The sequence below is a fragment of the Frigoribacterium endophyticum genome (assembly GCF_011759585.1).
GTDB classification, from domain to species: domain Bacteria; phylum Actinomycetota; class Actinomycetes; order Actinomycetales; family Microbacteriaceae; genus Frigoribacterium; species Frigoribacterium endophyticum.
Window position 1 is genome coordinate 1,235,275 of record NZ_JAAOYV010000001.1, and the last position, 18,181, is coordinate 1,253,455.

The 18,181-nt window shown below is 73.2% G+C and carries 16 protein-coding genes; all 16 read left to right on the forward strand.

The window, feature by feature from the left end; all coding sequences use genetic code 11:
* Positions 1-27: 27 nt before the first annotated feature.
* The 16 genes from fmt (at position 28) to FHR77_RS05805 (ending at position 18,173) form a co-directional block, all read left to right on the forward strand.
* Positions 28-1,038 (forward strand): methionyl-tRNA formyltransferase, encoded by a 1,011-nt coding sequence (fmt, locus tag FHR77_RS05730; RefSeq protein ID WP_167259166.1) that lies wholly within the window; start codon positions 28-30, stop codon positions 1,036-1,038.
* Positions 1,035-2,396, forward strand: a complete 1,362-nt coding sequence (locus FHR77_RS05735) for a transcription antitermination factor NusB (RefSeq protein WP_167259167.1) — start codon at positions 1,035-1,037, stop codon at positions 2,394-2,396. Before fmt ends, FHR77_RS05735 begins: the two co-directional genes overlap by 4 nt.
* A 50-nt stretch (positions 2,397-2,446) precedes the next feature.
* Positions 2,447-3,112: a ribulose-phosphate 3-epimerase gene (gene rpe, locus FHR77_RS05740; RefSeq protein ID WP_167259168.1), complete on the forward strand. Its 666-nt coding sequence runs from the start codon at positions 2,447-2,449 to the stop codon at positions 3,110-3,112.
* On the forward strand, positions 3,109-3,372 hold the full coding sequence (locus tag FHR77_RS05745) for a phosphoribosyl-ATP diphosphatase (protein ID WP_056054725.1): 264 nt from the start codon (positions 3,109-3,111) through the stop codon (positions 3,370-3,372). The genes rpe and FHR77_RS05745 overlap by 4 nt, the downstream gene beginning before the upstream one ends.
* A gap of 97 nt (positions 3,373-3,469) precedes the next feature.
* A complete protein-coding gene (gene hisG / locus FHR77_RS05750; protein WP_056054728.1) occupies positions 3,470-4,309 on the forward strand; it encodes an ATP phosphoribosyltransferase in 840 nt (279 codons plus the stop codon).
* 2 nt (positions 4,310-4,311) lie between these two features.
* Positions 4,312-5,088, forward strand: coding sequence for an imidazole glycerol phosphate synthase subunit HisF (hisF, locus tag FHR77_RS05755; RefSeq protein ID WP_056054731.1), 777 nt, complete (start codon positions 4,312-4,314; stop codon positions 5,086-5,088).
* Positions 5,089-5,102: 14 nt separating this feature from the next.
* Entirely contained in the window at positions 5,103-5,558 is a 456-nt protein-coding gene (gene hisI, locus FHR77_RS05760; RefSeq protein ID WP_167259169.1) for a phosphoribosyl-AMP cyclohydrolase, read from the forward strand.
* A complete protein-coding gene (locus FHR77_RS05765; protein WP_167259170.1) occupies positions 5,555-7,078 on the forward strand; it encodes an anthranilate synthase component I in 1,524 nt (507 codons plus the stop codon). Before hisI ends, FHR77_RS05765 begins: the two co-directional genes overlap by 4 nt.
* Entirely contained in the window at positions 7,078-7,737 is a 660-nt protein-coding gene (locus FHR77_RS05770) for a Trp biosynthesis-associated membrane protein (protein ID WP_167259171.1), read from the forward strand. The genes FHR77_RS05765 and FHR77_RS05770 overlap by 1 nt, the downstream gene beginning before the upstream one ends.
* Positions 7,738-7,771: 34 nt before the next feature.
* A complete protein-coding gene (locus FHR77_RS05775) occupies positions 7,772-8,029 on the forward strand; it encodes a DUF6704 family protein (RefSeq protein WP_056054745.1) in 258 nt (85 codons plus the stop codon).
* Complete coding sequence (trpC, locus tag FHR77_RS05780) at positions 8,030-8,803, forward strand: indole-3-glycerol phosphate synthase TrpC (protein ID WP_167259172.1); 774 nt, start codon at positions 8,030-8,032, stop codon at positions 8,801-8,803. It abuts the gene before it with no gap.
* On the forward strand, positions 8,804-10,012 hold the full coding sequence (gene trpB, locus FHR77_RS05785) for a tryptophan synthase subunit beta (RefSeq protein ID WP_167259173.1): 1,209 nt from the start codon (positions 8,804-8,806) through the stop codon (positions 10,010-10,012).
* Positions 10,009-10,827, forward strand: coding sequence for a tryptophan synthase subunit alpha (gene trpA / locus FHR77_RS05790; protein ID WP_167259174.1), 819 nt, complete (start codon positions 10,009-10,011; stop codon positions 10,825-10,827). Before trpB ends, trpA begins: the two co-directional genes overlap by 4 nt.
* A gap of 75 nt (positions 10,828-10,902) precedes the next feature.
* Entirely contained in the window at positions 10,903-11,901 is a 999-nt protein-coding gene (lgt, locus tag FHR77_RS05795; protein WP_341777235.1) for a prolipoprotein diacylglyceryl transferase, read from the forward strand.
* Between the two features lie 241 nt (positions 11,902-12,142).
* Entirely contained in the window at positions 12,143-16,723 is a 4,581-nt protein-coding gene (gene gltB / locus FHR77_RS05800; protein WP_167259175.1) for a glutamate synthase large subunit, read from the forward strand.
* Entirely contained in the window at positions 16,716-18,173 is a 1,458-nt protein-coding gene (locus FHR77_RS05805; RefSeq protein ID WP_167259176.1) for a glutamate synthase small subunit, read from the forward strand. The genes gltB and FHR77_RS05805 overlap by 8 nt, the downstream gene beginning before the upstream one ends.
* The last annotated feature ends 8 nt before the right edge of the window (positions 18,174-18,181 follow it).

Sequence of the window (18,181 nt, forward strand, 5' to 3'; positions counted from 1 at the left end):
GCCATCACCGACCCCCCAGGACCCCTCGTGCGCCTCGTCTTCGCCGGCAGCCCCGCTGCCGCAGTCCCGTCCCTCACCGCCCTCGCGGCGAGCGAGCACGACGTCGTCGCCGTGCTCACCCGCGACGACACGCCCCAGGGGCGCCGTCGCGTCCTGACCGCCACCCCGGTCGCCGTCGAGGCGGAGCGGCTCGGCCTGCCGGTGCTCAAGGCGCGCCGCGTCACCGACGAGGTGACGGCCGCGATCACCGCCCTCGACGCCGACCTCGGCGTCATCGTCGCCTTCGGGGCCCTCCTCCGGGAGCCCCTGCTCTCCGCTCCGCGCCTCGGCTGGGTCAACCTGCACTTCTCGCTGCTGCCCCGCTGGCGCGGCGCAGCCCCGGTGCAGCGCGCCCTCATGGCGGGCGACCCCGTCACGGGGGCCGCCGTCTTCCAGCTCGTGCCCGAGCTCGACGCCGGCGAGGTCTTCGGCACGGTCGAGCGCCCCCTCGGCGGCGACGAGACCGCGGGCGAGCTCCTCGCCGAGCTGGCCGCGAGCGGCGCCGACCTGCTCACCGACGTCGTCGACGCCCTCGCGGTCGGGAGCGCGGTCGGCACGCCGCAGGTCGGCGAGGTCACGACCGCCCCCAAGCTCACGCTCGACGACGGCGCGCTCGACCTCTCGGCGCCCGCCACCGCGGTGCTCGACCGGTGGCGCGGCACCACGCCCGAGCCGGGGGCCCACCTGCCGCTCGGCGAGGGCCGACTCAAGGTGCTGGAGGCGCGGGTAGACGACACGGACGCGCCCGCCCCCGCACCGGGCCGGCTCGAGCGCCGTGGCCGACGTCTCGTCGTCGGCACCGCGAGCCGGCCGCTGGAGCTCGTCCGCGTGCAGCCTCCTGGGAAGAAGCCGATGCCGGGCGCCGACTGGTGGCGTGGCCTGGCGTCCGACCCGGGGCCCCTCCTCCTCGCCCCGGCCCCTTCCGCCTCTGCCTCCGCCGCTGCCCCTTCCGCGTCCGCCCCCGCCGACGCCTCGACCCCCACAGGAGGACCCGCGTGAGCCGCGTCCAGCCCGCCCGCCAGATCGCCCTCGACGTGCTGCGGGCGGTGGAGGAGGACGACGCCTACGCGAACCTTCTCCTGCCTCAGCGGATCGCCCGGGCCCGGCTGCAGCCCGCCGACGCCGGCCTCGCGACCGAGCTCACGTACGGCACGCTCCGGCTCCGGGGGTACTACGACCGCGTGATCGCGCTGGCCGCCCGGCGGCCGGTCGACGCCGTCGACCCGGCGCTCCTCGACGTGCTCCGCCTCGGCGTGCACCAGCTGCTCTCGACCCGGGTCGCCGTCCACGCCGCCGTCGACGAGTCCGTCGAGCTGGCGCGCCAGGTCGGCAGCAGGTCGGGCACCGGGTTCGTCAACGGGGTCCTCCGGGCGGTGTCGCGCAGCACTCCCGAGGAGTGGCGGCAGCGGGTGCTCGACGCCGCCACCAGCGACGACGACCGCCTGTCGGCCGAGTGGTCGCACCCGACCTGGGTGATCCGGGCCTTCCGGCGGGCCCTCGCCGCGGAGGGCCGCGTCGACGAGCTCGCCGACCTGCTCGCGGCCGACAACGACGCCCCCCGGGTCAGCCTGGTCGCCCTGCCCGGCCTCGCCGAGGTCGACGAGCTCGGCCCGCCGAGCGGGAAGCTGTCGCCGCTGGCCGCCACGAGCGCCGGGGGAGACCCCTCGCAGCACCCGGCCGTCCGCGCCGGGCGCGCGCGCGTGCAGGACGAGGGCTCCCAGATGGCCGCGCTCCTGCTGAGCCGGCACCACCCGGCGGCGGCGGGCGAGCGCTGGCTCGACCTCTGCGCCGGCCCCGGGGGGAAGGCGGCCCTGCTGGGGGCCGAGGCCGCCCGCGCCGGAGCGACGCTCGTCGCCAACGAGCTGGTGCCCGCGCGCGTGGGGCTCGTGCGGCAGGCCCTCGCGGTCGTGCCGGGGGGCGTCGAGGTGCGCGAGGGCGACGCGAGGCGCTTCGGCACGGAGGAGCCCGGCTCGTACGACCGCATCCTGCTCGACGCGCCCTGCACCGGGCTCGGCGCCCTGCGGCGGCGGCCGGAGGCGCGCTGGCGCAAGCAGCCGAGCGACGTCGGCGACCTCACCTCGCTCCAGGCCGAGCTCTTCGCGAGCGCTCTCGACGCACTGGCCCCCGGCGGGCTCCTGGCCTACGTGACGTGCTCGCCGCACCTCGCCGAGACCCGGGCGATCGTCGAGACGGGCACGGCCCGCCGCGACGACGTCGAGGTCCTCGACGCCACCGCGACGCTCGCCGAGGTTGCGGGCCGCCCCGTCGACCTCGCGAGCGGGCCCTACGTGCAGCTGTGGCCCCACCGTCACGGCACCGACGCGATGTTCACGGCCCTGGTCCGCAAGGTCGGCTGACGGGCGGCGGGGCCGGGGCCCTGCCGGGGGAGGGCCGGTAGGCTCCTCCCGTGCCCGTTCGCATCAGCCCCAGCATCCTCTCGGCCGACTTCGCCAACCTCGAGCGCGACCTCGGCCGCATCGCGACCGCCGACCTCGTCCACGTCGACGTCATGGACGGCCACTTCGTGCCGAACCTCACGATCGGGCTGCCGGTCGTCGAACGGCTCCAGCAGGTCAGCCCGGTGCCGCTCGACGTCCACCTGATGATCGACGACGCCGACCGCTGGGCGCCGCGGTACGCCGAGCTCGGCGCCTTCTCCGTCACGTTCTCCGCGGAGGCCGCGGCCGACCCCGTGGCGACCGCCCGGGCGATCCGCAGCTCGGGCGCGCGCGCGAGCATCGCCGTGAAGCCCGGCACGCCGGTCGAGCCGTACCTCGAGACCCTCGACGAGTTCGACATGATCCTCGTGATGACGGTCGAGCCCGGCTTCGGCGGGCAGTCCTTCCAGGCCGACACGATGCCCAAGCTGGCCCGCGCCCGGGAGGCCGTCCGCGCCTCCGGCCTCGACGTCTGGCTCGAGGTCGACGGCGGCATCGACACCGAGACGATCGTGACGGCTGTCGCGGCCGGGGCCGACACCGTCGTCGCCGGCTCGGCCGTCTACGGCGGCGACCCCGCCGAGCGCATCGCCGCACTGCGGGCCGCCGCCGCGACGGTAGCCTTGTCGTCGTGAAGTCCTTCGACCAACTGTTCGCCGAGCTCAGCGACAAGGCCCGTGACCGGCCCGCGGGCTCCGGCACCGTCGCCGAGCTCGACGCCGGCGTCCACCAGATCGGCAAGAAGATCGTGGAGGAGGCCGCCGAGGTGTGGATGGCCGCCGAGTACGAGGGCGACGTCGCCACTGCCGAAGAGATCTCCCAGCTGATCTACCACGTGCAGGTGCTGATGATCGCCAAGGGCCTGACGCCCGACGACGTGTGGCGACATCTCTGAGCTCGTCCCCACCACCCGAGTCGCGCCGCCGGGCCCGCCCCCGGCCGACCAGCAGCTCGCCGCCGACCCGCGGCGTCAGATCGGAACGACCCAGACCATGCTCCGCGTAGCAGTGCCCAACAAGGGCTCCCTCAGCGAGACCGCCTCCGCCATGCTCAGCGAGGCCGGCTACACCGGCCGTCGTGACACCCGCACCCTCCACGTGGAGGATCCGCGCAACGGCGTCGAGTTCTTCTACCTCCGCCCCCGCGACATCGCGACCTACGTCGGCTCCGGCGCGCTCGACGTCGGCGTCACGGGCCGTGACCTGCTGCTCGACAGCCACTCGCCGGCCCACGAGGTCGCCGCGCTCGACTTCGGCGGCTCCACCTTCCGCTTCGCGGGCCCTCCCGGCCGCTTCGGCGACGTCCGTGACCTCGAGGGCACCCGCGTCGCCACGAGCTACGCCGGTCTCGTCGGGAGCTTCCTCGAGCAGCACGGCGTCTCCGCGACGCTCGTGAGCCTCGACGGCGCGGTCGAGAGCGCCGTCCAGCTCGGCGTGGCCGACGCGGTCGCCGACGTGGTCTCGACCGGGGGCACCCTCCGCGCCGCCGGGCTCGAGATCTTCGGCCCGGTGATCCTCGAGTCGACCGCGGTGCTGATCGCCAGCGACCCGGCCGTCGAGGGCCTGAGCGTGCTGCACCGCCGCCTCCAGGGCGTGCTCGTCGCCCGTCAGTACGTCCTGATGGACTACGACGTGCCGCTCACCCAGCTCGAGGCGGCCACCGCGGTCGCGCCGGGCATGGAGTCGCCGACGGTCTCCCCGCTGCACGACCGCGACTGGGCGGCCGTCCGGGTGATGGTGCCGCGCGGCGACACCAACCAGGTGATGGACGCCCTCTACGACCTGGGCGCCCGGGCCATCCTGGTCAGCCCGATCCACGCCGCGAGGCTCTGACCGTGACGGCCTCCGATCCGTCGCTCGCCGTCCGGGTCATCCCGTGCCTCGACGTGGCCGCGGGCCGTGTCGTCAAGGGCGTGAACTTCCTCGACCTGCGCGACGCGGGCGACCCCGTCGAGCTGGCGCGCACCTACTACGAGCAGGGCGCCGACGAGATCACCTTCCTCGACGTGACCGCCACGGTCGACGAGCGCTCGACGACCTACGACGTCGTGCGCGCCACCGCCGAGCAGGTCTTCATCCCGCTGACGGTCGGTGGGGGAGTCCGCTCCGCCGACGACGTCGCCCGTCTGCAGGCCGCCGGCGCCGACAAGATCGGCGTCAACAGCGCCGCGATCGCGCGGCCCGACCTCGTCGGCGAGATCGCCGACCGCTTCGGCGCCCAGGCGGTCGTCCTCTCCCTCGACGTCAAGCGCTCGTCACGGACGGCGTCCGGCTTCGTCGTCACGACGCACGGCGGGCGGACCGAGACCGACCTCGACGCCGTCGCCTGGGCCCGAGAAGCGGTCGAGCGGGGCGCGGGCGAGCTGCTCGTCAACTCGATCGACGCCGACGGCACGAAGCAGGGCTTCGACCTCGAGCTCATCCGCCTCATGCGCGAGAACAGCCGGGTGCCCGTCGTGGCGTCCGGAGGCGCGGGTGCGGTCGAGCACTTCGCCCCGGCCATCGCGGCCGGTGCGGACGCCGTCCTCGCCGCCTCCGTCTTTCACGCCCGCGAGCTGACCGTCGGCGACGTCAAGCGCGAGCTGGCGGCGTCCGGCGCCGTCGTCCGATGACCCCGGGAGCCCCCATGACCGACCAGCCCACGCCTCCCGAGAGCGGTCGCGACGACCGAGTCGGCACGACGCTCACCCGCGAGACCGTCGAGCCCGTCGTCGCCCGCGCGCGCTTCGACGACGCCGGCCTGCTGCCCGCGATCATCCAGGACGCCGTGTCGCGCGACGTCCTCATGATGGGCTGGATGGACGCGGAGGCGCTCCGCCGGACCCTGACGGAGGGGCGCGTGACCTTCTGGTCGCGCTCCCGACAGGAGTACTGGCGGAAGGGCGACACCTCGGGCCACGCGCAGTTCGTCCGCGCCGCCGCTCTCGACTGCGACGACGACGCCCTGCTCGTCACCGTCGAGCAGGTCGGGGCGGCCTGCCACACGGGCGCCCGGTCGTGCTTCGACGTCGACCCGCTCGACCCCGTCACCGCCTCCGCCCCGGCCGGCACGGCAGGGCCCGTCGACGGAGCCGCCGCGTGAGCGGCCGCACCTCGACGACCCGGCCGGCGTTCGACGCCCTGCTGCCCGACCACCGGGTGGTGCCGGTCGTCCGTGACCTCTTCGGCGACGGCGAGACCCCGGTCGGCATCTACCGCAAGCTCGCCGCGGGCCGACCCGGCACCTTCCTCCTCGAGTCCGCCGGCCAGGGCGGCATCTGGTCGCGCTGGTCGTTCGTCGGGGTCTCGTCCTTCGGCGTCCTCACGACCGAGGCCGGACGCCCGCGGTGGCTCGACCACGGCCTCTCGGAGGAGCGAGCGCTGGGCGGCGCCGCCGGAGCGCCCCTCGAGGTGCTGAGCGCGCTGCACGACCGGTGGGCGACCCCGCGCATCGACGGGCTCCCGCCCCTGACCGGCGGGCTCGTCGGCTTCGTCGGCTGGGAGGCCGTCCGTGAGCTCGAGCACCTGCCCGACGCTCCGCCCGCTGAGTTCGAGGTGCCCTCGCAGGCCCTCAGCTTCGTCTCGGAGCTCGTGGCGCTCGACCACCGCACGGGGGCCGTGCTCCTCATCGCCACCGTCCTGGCCGACGGCACCGACGACTCCGACACGCTCTGGGCCGACGCGCAGGCGCGGCTCGACCGCCTGCAGGCGGAGCTCGCGGTGCCCACCGAGGCGCACCTCTCCGACGTCGACCTCACCGTCGAGCCGACGCCGATCCGCCGCTCGACCGACGAGGAGTACGCGGCCGCGATCGAGCGGTCCAAGCAGTTCATCCGCGACGGCGACGTCTTCCAGGTCGTGGTGTCGCAGCGCTTCGACCACGAGCTGACCGCCGAGCCGCTCGACGTGTACCGAGTGCTGCGCACGCTGAACCCGAGCCCGTACATGTACCTGGTCAGCCTCGCCGACGCGGCGGGGGAGCCCTACTGGATCGTCGGCTCGTCGCCCGAGGCCCTGGTCAAGGTGGAGGGGCGCCGTGTGTTCACGCACCCCATCGCGGGCTCCGCGCCCCGCGGCGACACGCCCGAGGCCGACCTCGCCTTCGCCGACCGCCTCGAGCACGACGAGAAGGAGCGCGCCGAGCACCTCATGCTCGTCGACCTCGCCCGCAACGACCTGCTGAAGGTGTGCACGCCGGGCACCGTCGAGGTCACCGAGTTCATGCAGGTGGAGAGGTTCAGCCACATCATGCACCTCGTGTCGAGCGTCGAGGGCGACCTGGCCCAGGGCCACGACGCCATCGACGCCTTCAGGGCGACGTTCCCGGCCGGCACGCTCTCAGGGGCGCCCAAGCCCCGCGCCCTCGAGATCATCGACGAGCTGGAGCCCGCCCAGCGCGGCGTCTACGGCGGCGTCGTCGGCTACTTCGACTTCGCCGGCTCGGCCGACGTCGCGATCGCCATCCGCACCGTCCTCATCCAGGGCGGCGTCGCCCGGGTCCAGGCCGGGGCGGGGCTGGTGGCCGACAGCGACCCGGTCGCCGAGAACCAGGAGGCGCGCAACAAGGCCGCGGCCCCCCTCCGTGCGGTCGCCGTGGCGAACGCCATGACGAGGCTCCGCTGATGCGGGGCGGGCGCCTGAAGCTCGTCTCGATCCTCGCCGGCGTGCTGTTCGCCGGCCTGGCCCTGCTCGCCTGGACCCAGCCGTGGTTCGACCTGGTGGTGCAGTCGCCGCAGGGCGGGGAGCTCCGCCTCACCGCGGCGGGCGACGTCGCCGCCGCTCCGCTCTCGGCCCTCGCGCTGGCCGTGCTCGCGTCCGCCGGGGCCCTGACGATCGCCGGCCGCGTCTTCCGCGTGGTCCTCGGCGCCCTGCAGGTGCTCCTCGGGGCGAGCGTCGCGACCACCGCCTCCGTCGCCCTCGGCGACCCCGTCCGCGCCGCCGGCAGCGCCGTCACCGACGCCACGGGCGTCGACGGCGACGAGTCGCTGCACCAGCTCGTCTCGAGCGCCGTGGCGACGCCGTGGCCGACCGTGGCGCTCGTCGCGGGCGTCCTCGTCGCCGTGCTGGGCGCCTCCGTCGTCCTGCTCTCCGGGGCCTGGCCCCGGGCCGGGCGCAAGTACAGCGCGACGCGGCTCGTCGCCGCCGACCCCGCCGACGACCCGGCCGCCGCCTGGGACTCGCTGTCCGGAGGAGACGACCCCACGGGCGGGAGCGTCGACGAGGGCGACGACGGCGACGACGACCCCCTGCGGCGTCCTGACCTCCCGGGGCACGACCGGTAGAGTGGGCCCGTCCCGTCTTGATCCAAGGAGCACCGTGAGCACGCAGACGAAGAACGACAGCACCGAGACCGCCGACGACCTCGGCCACGGCAACTCGCCCGCGGCCTGGACGGCCGTCGTGATCATGCTCGTCGCGTTCTCCATCGGCACCGTGGCCTTCTTCTTCGCCGTCGAGTGGGTCGTCTGGGCCGCCGCCGGCCTCGTCGTCGTCGGCCTCGTCGTCGGCCTCGTGCTCAAGCGCGCCGGCTACGGCGTGGGCGGCCACCGCTACGTGCCGAAGGCGCACAACTAGGTGCTCGACGACCTCTTCGCGGGCGCCCTGGCCGACGCCGAGGCCCGCCGCGCCACGCTGCCCCTCGAGCGGGTCGAGGCCGCTGCCCTCGCTCGCCCGCCCGCCCTCGACGCCCGCACCGCCCTGGCCCCCGCCGAGCGCGTCAAGGTGATCGCCGAGGTCAAGCGCGCCAGCCCGTCGCGCGGCGACCTGTCGGCGATCGCCGATCCCGCCTCCCTGGCCGCCGCCTACGCCCGCGGGGGCGCCAGCGCGATCAGCGTCCTCACCGAGGGCCGACGCTTCAAGGGCACGCTCGCCGACCTGGAGGCCGTCCGGGCCGCCGTCGACGTCCCCGTCCTCCGCAAGGACTTCATCGCCGAGCCCTACCAGGTGCTCGAGGCCCGCGCGGCGGGCGCCGACATCGTCCTGCTCATCGTGGCGGGCCTCGAGCAGGCCCGCCTCGTCGAGCTGCACGACCTCGTCCGCCAGCTCGGCATGACGGCCCTGATCGAGACCCACTCGGCCGACGAGGTCGCCCGCGGCCTCGACGCCGGGGCCGAGGTCCTGGGCGTCAACGCCCGCGACCTGGCCACGTTCGAGCTCGACCGCGACCTCTTCGGCCGCCTGTCCGGGCTCGTCCCCGAGGGCGTCACCCGCGTCGCCGAGAGCGCCGTGGCGTCCCCGGCCGACGTGGCCCACTACCGCCGGTCCGGTGCCGACGTCGTGCTCGTGGGCGAGGCCCTCGTCACGCACGGCGACCCCGCGGCCGCACTCACCAGCTTCCTGGAGGTCTAGATGGCACTGCGCGACGAGACGGGGCCCTACTTCGGCTCCTTCGGGGGCCGCTTCGTCCCCGAGTCCCTGGTGGCGGCGCTCGACGAGCTCGACGCCGCCTACAAGGCGGCGGCGGTCGACCCCGAGTTCCAGGCGGAGCTCCGGGCCCTGCACGCCACCTACACCGGCCGCCCCTCGATCATCACCGAGGTGCCCCGGTTCGCCGAGCACGCGGGCGGCGCCCGCGTCATCCTCAAGCGCGAAGACCTGAACCACACGGGCTCGCACAAGATCAACAACGTGCTCGGCCAGGCCCTCCTGGCCCGCAAGCTGGGCAAGACCCGGCTGATCGCCGAGACCGGGGCCGGCCAGCACGGCGTCGCCACGGCGACGGCCGCGGCCCTCTTCGGCATGTCGTGCGTCGTCTACATGGGCCAGGTCGACACCGAGCGCCAGGCCCTGAACGTCGCCCGCATGCGCCTGCTCGGCGCCGAGGTGGTCTCGGTCACCACGGGCTCGCGCACGTTGAAGGACGCCATCAACGACGCGATGCGCGACTGGGTCGCCAGCGTCGACACGACGCACTACGTCCTCGGCACCGTCGCGGGCCCGCACCCCTTCCCGGCGATGGTGCGCGACTTCCACAAGATCATCGGCGAGGAGGCGCGTGAGCAGGTGCTCGCCCTCACCGGCGCCCTGCCCGACGCCGTCACGGCGTGCGTCGGCGGCGGATCGAACGCCATGGGCATCTTCCACGCGTTCCTCGACGACCCGTCGGTCGAGCTCTGGGGCTACGAGGCGGGCGGCGACGGCGTCGAGACCGGCCGCCACGCCGCCTCGATCACGCTGGGCCGGATCGGCAACCTCCAGGGCACGAAGTCGTACCTCATGCAGGACGAAGACGGCCAGACCCTCGAGAGCCACTCCATCTCCGCCGGGCTCGACTACCCGAGCGTCGGGCCCGAGCACGCCTGGTTGGCCGAGAGCGGCCGGGCGCACTACGAGCCCGTGACCGACGCCGAGGCCATGGCCGCCTTCAAGCTGCTCACGCAGACCGAGGGCATCCTCCCCGCCATCGAGACGGCCCACGCCCTGGCCGGCACGATCAAGCTCGGCCAGCGGCACCCTGACTGGACGATCCTGGTGTCGATGAGCGGCCGCGGCGACAAGGACGTCGCGACCGCCAGCCGGTACTTCGGGGTCCTCGACGAGGAGGCGCAGCAGCTGTGACCGACGTCGCCTCCGCCCCCGAGACGGCCAGCAAGGTCTCCGCCGCCATCCGTGCCCGTCGCGACGCCGGCACCGGCGCCGTCATCGGCTACCTCCCGGTCGGCTTCCCCGACCTGCAGACGAGCATCGACGCCGCGGTCGTCCTCGCCGAGAACGGCGTGGACGTCATCGAGCTCGGCCTCCCGTACTCGGACCCCGTCATGGACGGCCCGGTGATCCAGGCCGCGACCCAGCGTGCCCTCGCCGAGGGCTTCCGCGTGCGCGACGTCTTCACCGCGGTGCGCGAGATCACCGCCCGCACCGCGGCTCCCGTCGTCGTCATGACGTACTGGAACCCCGTCGAGCAGTACGGCGTCCAGCGCTTCGCCGACGACCTCGCCGCCGCCGGCGGGGCCGGGCTCATCACGCCCGACCTCATCCCCGACGAGGCCGGCGCCTGGCTCGACGCGTCCGAGGCCGCGGGGCTCGACCGGGTGTTCCTGGCGGCTCCGTCGTCGAGCGACGCGCGCCTCCGGCAGTCCGTCGATCGCAGCCGCGGGTTCGTCTACACGGTCTCGACCATGGGCATCACGGGTGCCCGCACCGACGTCGACTCGGCGGCGCACACCCTGGTCGACCGTCTCCGGGTCGCCGGGGTCGAGAACGCCTGCGTGGGGCTCGGCATCTCCACGGCGCAGCAGGTGCGCGAGGTCCTCGAGTACGCCGACGGGGCCATCATCGGCTCCGCCTTCGTCCGGGCCCTCGCCGAGGGCGGCCTCGACCGCCTCGCGGCCGTCGCCGCCGACCTCTCCTCCGGCGCCGCCGTCCGTCCCTGACGGACGGCCGCGCTAGAGTCGTTCCGCGTCGGCCTGCCGACGTCCTGTCGTTCCCCTTGAAAGGCGCCCCCGCCCGTGTTCGTTCCCCTGAGCATCCCGAGCCCGTCCGCCGACTGGCAGTACTTCGACCTCACGAACTGGATCAACTCGACCTTCGGCGCCTCCGTGCCCGGGTCGCTGCGCATCCACGCCTACGCCATCTGCATCCTCGTGGGCATCGTCGTCGCAGGGCTCATCACGAACCAGCGCCTGCGCGCCCGCGGGGCCGAGAACGGCGTCGTCATCGACGTCATGCTGTTCTGCGTGCCCCTGGGCATCATCGGGGGCCGCTTCTTCCACGTCGTCACGCACCCCGCCGACTACTTCGCCGGTCAGCCGCTGTGGCACGTGATCGCGGTGTGGGAGGGCGGGCTCGCCATCTACGGGGCGCTCCTCGTCGGGGCCGTCGGGGTCTGGCTGGGCTGCCGGGTGACGGGGCTGCGGTTCTCGGTCTTCGCCGACTCGCTGGCGCCGGGCCTCCTCGTCGCGCAGGCCTTCGGGCGGCTCGGCAACTGGTTCAACCACGAGCTGTTCGGCACGCCGACCGACCTGCCCTGGGGCCTCGAGATCGAGCAGAGCAACGCCGCGTGGCCCACCGGGCTGCCCGAGGGCACGCTGTTCCACCCCACGTTCCTCTACGAGATCATCTGGATGCTCGCCGGCGTCGCCGTCCTGCTGCTGATCGAGCGCCGCACGCCCCTGCAGTGGGGCCGTGGCCTCGCGTTCTACCTGGTCTGGTACGGCATCGGCCGATCCGTCTTCGAGTCGATCCGCACCGATCCGAGCCTCCTGTTCCTGGGCATCCGCACCAACGTGTGGATGTCGTTCGCCGCGATCGTCCTCGGCGTCGTCATCTGGGTCGTCGCCTCGCGGCGTCACACCGGCCGGGTGCCCGGTGCGTACCTGCCCGGGCGGTCGCCGGCCGAGCGTCAGTCTGAGGTAGACTCCTCCGACACGTACACGGAGGACGACGAACCCGAGCTGGTCTCCGCGGGGTCCTCGGCCGACAAGACCGAGACCACGCCACGTTCCTGAGCTCCACGGGGCCGGTGCCGCCACAGGCACCTCCCGCTGACAGCACACGAGCATCCTCCGCGTCGCACACCGCCTCACGACCGCCACAAGCGGTCCCGGGAAGCCTCTGCTGCGCCGCACGCCAGACGACGACACCTCGTCCGGCCAGCACCGCCGGCGTCTCGCGCTCTCGCGACGACGCCCCCCGCCCGGGCCGACGACGTCCCGACTCGTACAGGATCTCTTCGTGAGGACGGATCACATGGCGCTCACGCCAGCCCACCAGCAGTTCAGCACGGTCCCTGCGGCGCAGGGTCTCTATGACCCCCGCAACGAGAAGGACGCCTGCGGCCTCGCCATGGTCGCCACGCTCCGCGGCACCCCGGGCCACGACATCATCGACGCCGCCCTCGGCGCGCTGCGCAACCTCGAGCACCGCGGAGCCATCGGCTCCGACGCCGGCACGGGCGACGGTGCCGGCATCCTCTGCCAGGTGCCCGACGCGTTCCTCCGCGAGGTCGTCGACTTCTCCCTGCCCTCCGCCGGCGAGTACGCCGTCGGCATCGTCTACCTGCCGCTCGACGACCAGGAGCGCGCCGAGATGAAGACCGGCATCGAGCGCATCGCGGACCTCGAGCAGCTCGACGTCCTCGGCTGGCGTGAGGTGCCCGTGCGCCCCGAGCAGCTCGGCACCCTGGCCCGCAACGCCATGCCCGCGTTCGAGCAGGTCTTCGTCAGCAGCCGCCGTCGCGACGCCGACGGGGCTCCGCTCGCGGGCGTCGCCCTCGACCGCCAGGCGTACCGGCTGCGCAAGCGCGCCGAGGCGAAGCTGTCCGCGTACTTCACGTCGCTCGGCAGCCGCACCATGGTCTACAAGGGCATGGTCACGACGCTGCAGCTCGAACCGTTCTACCCCGACCTCAGCGACGAGCGCTTCGCGTCGAAGCTCGCCATCGTCCACTCGCGGTACTCGACGAACACGTTCCCGTCCTGGCCGCTCGCCCAGCCCTTCCGCATGATCGCCCACAACGGCGAGATCAACACCGTCAGGGGCAACCGCAACTGGATGCGCGCTCGTCAGTCGCAGCTCGAGTCCGAGCTGATCGGCGACCTCAAGCCGCTGCTCCCGATCGTCAGCCCGGGCGCGAGCGACTCCGCGTCGTTCGACGAGGTGGTCGAGCTGCTCAGCCTCACCGGCCGCTCGCTGCCCCACTCGGTGATGATGATGGTGCCCGAGGCCTGGGAGAACCAGGTCGACATCGACCCCTCCCTCCGCGACTTCTACGAGTACCACTCGATGCTCATGGAGGCGTGGGACGGCCCCGCGGCCATCACGTTCACCGACGGCTCCGTCGTGGGCGCGACGCTCGACCGCAACGGCCTCCGCCCCGGCCGGTACCTCGTGACCGACGACGGACTGGTCGTGCTCGCCAGCGAGATCGGCGTCCTGCCCGAGCTCGACCCCGCGAAGGTCGTCCGCAAGGGCCGCCTGCGCCCCGGCAAGATGTTCCTCGTCGACACCGAGGCCGGCCGTCTGATCGAGGACGACGAGATCAAGGCGGAGCTCGCCGCGTCCGCGCCCTTCGGCGAGTGGCTGGCCGAGGGCCGGATCCACCTCTCCGACCTGCCCGAGCGCGAGCACATCGTGCACACCCCGGCCTCGGTCACCCGGCGCCAGCGCACCTTCGGCTACACCGAGGAGGAGGTCCGCATCCTCCTCACCCCGATGGCGAAGACGGGCGCCGAGCCCCTCGGGGCGATGGGCAGCGACACCCCGATCGCCGTCCTCTCCGAGCGGCCCCGCCTCCTCTTCGACTACTTCACGCAGCAGTTCGCGCAGGTGACGAACCCGCCGCTCGACTCCATCCGCGAGCAGGTCGTCACGTCGCTCGCGCTCGGGCTCGGGCCGGAGAGGAACCTCCTCTCCGCGACGCCCGAGCACGCCCGCCAGGTGATCCTCGACTTCCCGGTCATCGACAACGACGAGCTCGCCAAGATCCAGCACATCGACCCGAGCCCCGGCTCGCGGGTCACGACGACGATCCGGGGGCTGTACCGGGCCGACAAGGGGCCGCGCGCCCTCGAGAAGCGCATCGCCGCGATGTGCAACGAGGTCGACGACGCGATCGAGGCGGGCGCGCAGTTCATCGTCCTCTCCGACCGCGACTCCAACCAGGACTTCGCTCCCGTCCCGTCCCTGCTGATGATCGCCGCGGTCCACCACCACCTCATCCGGACCGAGAACCGCATGAAGGTCGGCCTGATCGTCGAGGCCGGCGACGTCCGCGAGGTGCACCACGTCGCGACCCTGATCGGCTACGGCGCCTCCGCGATCAACCCCTACCTCGCCATGGAGACCTGCGAGAACCTCGTGCGGGCGGGCATGATCACCGGCATCACGCCGGAGGACGCCGTCCACAACCTGATCAAGGCGCTCGGCAAGGGCGTGCTCAAGATCATGTCCAAGATGGGCATCTCCACGGTCTCCAGCTACGCCGCGGCCCAGGCCTTCGAGGCCGTGGGCCTCAGCCAGGAGTTCGTCGACACGTACTTCACCGGGACGTCGACGATGCTCGGCGGGGTCGGCATCGACGTCATTGCGGCCGAGAACAAGGACCGCCACACGAGCGCGTACCCGACCGACGGCTCGGTCATCGCCCACGAGCGCCTCGCGACCGGCGGCGAGTACCAGTGGCGCCGCGAGGGCCCGCGCCACCTCTTCAACCCCGACACGGTCTTCCGCCTGCAGCACGCGACCCGGACGCGTCGCTACGACATCTTCCGCGAGTACACCAAGCTCGTCGACGACCAGGCGGAGGAGCTCATGACCCTCCGCGGGCTCTTCACCTTCAAGCACGGCGTCCGCACCCCGGTGCCGCTCGACGAGGTCGAGCCGATCGAGTCGATCGTCAAGCGGTTCTCCACCGGGGCGATGAGCTACGGCTCCATCTCCAAGGAGGCGCACGAGACCCTCGCCATCGCGATGAACCGCCTCGGCGGCAAGTCGAACACCGGCGAGGGCGGCGAGGACGTCGAGCGGCTGCTCGACCCCGAGCGGCGCAGCGCGGTGAAGCAGGTCGCCTCGGGCCGCTTCGGCGTCACGAGCATGTACCTGACGCACGCGACCGACATCCAGCTCAAGATGGCCCAGGGCGCGAAGCCCGGCGAGGGCGGCCAGCTCCCGCCGACGAAGGTCTACCCGTGGGTCGCCCGTACCCGTCACGCGACCCCCGGCGTGGGCCTCATCTCGCCGCCGCCGCACCACGACATCTACTCCATCGAAGACCTCAAGCAGCTGATCTTCGACGTCAAGCGGGCCAACCCGGCCGCGCGCGTCCACGTCAAGCTCGTGAGCCAGTCCGGCATCGGCGCCGTCGCGGCGGGCGTGACGAAGGCCCTGGCCGACGTCGTCCTCGTCTCGGGCCACGACGGCGGCACGGGCGCCAGCCCCCTCAACTCGCTGAAGCACGCGGGCACCCCGTGGGAGATCGGCCTCGCCGAGACCCAGCAGACGCTCATGCTGAACGGCATGCGCGACCGCGTGGTCGTGCAGGTCGACGGCCAGATGAAGACCGGCCGCGACGTGGTCATCGCCGCGCTCCTCGGCGGGGAGGAGTTCGGGTTCGCGACGGCGCCGCTGATCGTCGAGGGCTGCATCATGATGCGCGTGTGCCACCTCGACACCTGCCCGGTCGGCGTCGCGACCCAGAACCCCGAGCTCCGGGCCCGCTTCTCCGGCAAGCCGGAGTTCGTCGTGAACTTCTTCGAGTTCCTGGCGCAGGAGGTCCGCGAGATCCTGGCGTCGCTCGGGTTCCGGAGCCTCGACGAGGCCATCGGCCGCAACGACGTCCTCGACGTCGACCGCGCCGTCGACCACTGGAAGGCGTCGGGCCTCGACCTCGCCCCGGTCCTCGTCGGCCCGGCCTTCGACGACGACGAGCCCCGCCGCAACCTGCGGGGCCAGGAGCACGAGCTGGACCAGCACTTCGACGTGGCCCTCATCGCGAGGAGCGCCGACGTGCTCGAGAACGGCGGCCACGTCGAGATCGACCTCCCCATCCGCAACACGGAGCGTGCCGTCGGCACGATGCTCGGCCACGAGGTCACCGTCCGGCACGGTGAGAACGGGCTGCCCGAGGGGAGCATCGAGGTGACGCTGACCGGCTCGGCCGGCCAGTCCCTCGGCGCGTTCCTCCCCTCCGGCATCACCCTTCGCCTCGAGGGCGACAGCAACGACTACGTCGGCAAGGGCCTGTCCGGCGGGTCGATCGTCGTCCGGCCCGACCGCGCGAGCACGTTCGTCGCGGAGGAGAACGTCATCGCCGGCAACGTGATCGGCTACGGAGCGACCCGGGGCAGCATGTTCATCCGCGGGATCGTGGGCGAGCGCTTCCTGGTGCGCAACTCGGGCGCCAGCGCCGTGGTCGAGGGCGTGGGGGACCACGCGCTCGAGTACATGACCGGCGGCCTCGCCGTCATCCTCGGCGACACGGGCCGGAACCTCGGGGCGGGCATGTCGGGCGGCACGGCCTACGTGCACCGGCTCCGCCCGGAGAGGGTCAACACGGAGTCGCTCGCCTCGGGCGAGCTCCAGCTCCACGACCTCGGCAGCGCCGACGTCGAGATCCTCTCCGACCTGCTCGCCCGGCACCTCGCCGAGACGGGCTCCCCCGTCGCGGAGCGCATGCTCGCGGACCTCGAGACGACCGTCTCCGAGTTCGTCAAGGTGCTGCCCCGCGACTACGCCGCCGTCCTCGCCACCCGGCAGACGGCCGTCGACGAGGGTCTCGACCCCGATGGCGACGAGACCTGGAAGAGAATCCTGGAGGTGACCGGTGGCTGATCCGAAGGGGTTCCTCAAGACCCAGAAGCGCGAGCTCCCGAAGCGTCGTCCCGTGTCCGTGCGGCTGATGGACTGGAAAGAGGTCTACGAGCAGCAGGAGAGCGGCGAGCTCCGTCGCCAGGCCGGCCGCTGCATGGACTGCGGCGTGCCGTTCTGCCACCAGGGCTGCCCGCTCGGCAACCTGATCCCGGAGTGGAACGACCTGATGTGGCGCGGCGAGGGCCGCCAGGCCGTCGAGCGCCTGCACGCCACGAACAACTTCCCCGAGTTCACCGGGCGGCTGTGCCCGGCGCCCTGCGAGTCGTCGTGCGTGCTCGGCATCAACCAGCCGCCCGTGACCATCAAGCAGGTCGAGGTCAGCATCATCGACCAGGCGTTCCAGTCGGGCTGGGTGACCCCGCACCCGCCGGAGCGCCTCACCGGCAAGACCGTCGCCGTGGTCGGCTCGGGGCCCGCGGGCCTCGCCGCCGCCCAGCAGCTGACCCGCGCGGGTCACACCGTGGCCGTCTACGAGCGCGAGGACCGGATCGGCGGCCTGCTCCGCTACGGCATCCCCGACTTCAAGATGGAGAAGAAGCAGATCGAGCAGCGGCTCGCGCAGATGACCGCCGAGGGCACCCGCTTCCGCGCCGGCGTCGAGATCGGTCGCGACATCACCTGGGACGACCTGCGCGCGCGCTACGACGCCGTCGTGGTCGCCACCGGGGCCACGGTCCCGCGCGACCTGCCCATCCCGGGTCGCGATCTCTCGGGCATCCACTTCGCCATGGAGTACCTGGTCCAGCAGAACAAGGCCGGTGCCGGCGACACGGTGAGCGACCAGATCACGGCCGAGGGCAAGCACGTCGTCGTCCTCGGCGGCGGCGACACGGGCGCCGACTGCATCGGGACGGCTCACCGGCAGGGCGCCCTGTCCGTGACGAACCTCGCCATCGGCCAGCAGCCCCCGGAGGAGCGTCCCGAGGCCCAGCCGTGGCCCATGTTCCCGACCCTGTTCGAGGTGGCCAGCGCGCACGAGGAGGGCGGTGAGCGCATGTACCTCGCCTCCACCGTGGAGTTCCTGCGCAACGAGGTGGGCGAGGTCCGCGCCATCCGCGTCGCCGAGACCGAGTACGTGGACGGTCGTCGCGTGCCCCGTGCGGGCACGGAGCGGGAGATCCCGGCCGACCTGGTGCTGCTCGCGCTCGGCTTCACGGGCCCGGAGCGCGACGAGCTCGAGGCGCAGCTGCGGCTGCCGTTCGACGGCCGTGGCGTCCTCGAGCGCGACGCGCGCTACCAGACGACCCAGCCGGGCGTCTTCGTCACGGGCGACGCCGGTCGTGGCCAGTCGCTGATCGTCTGGGCCATCGCCGAGGGCCGGGCCACCGCCTCCGCCGTCGACGCCTACCTGGAGGGCACGACCGTCCTGCCGTTCCCCGTCAAGCCGACGGATCGCTCCATCTCGGTCTGAGTCCGTCC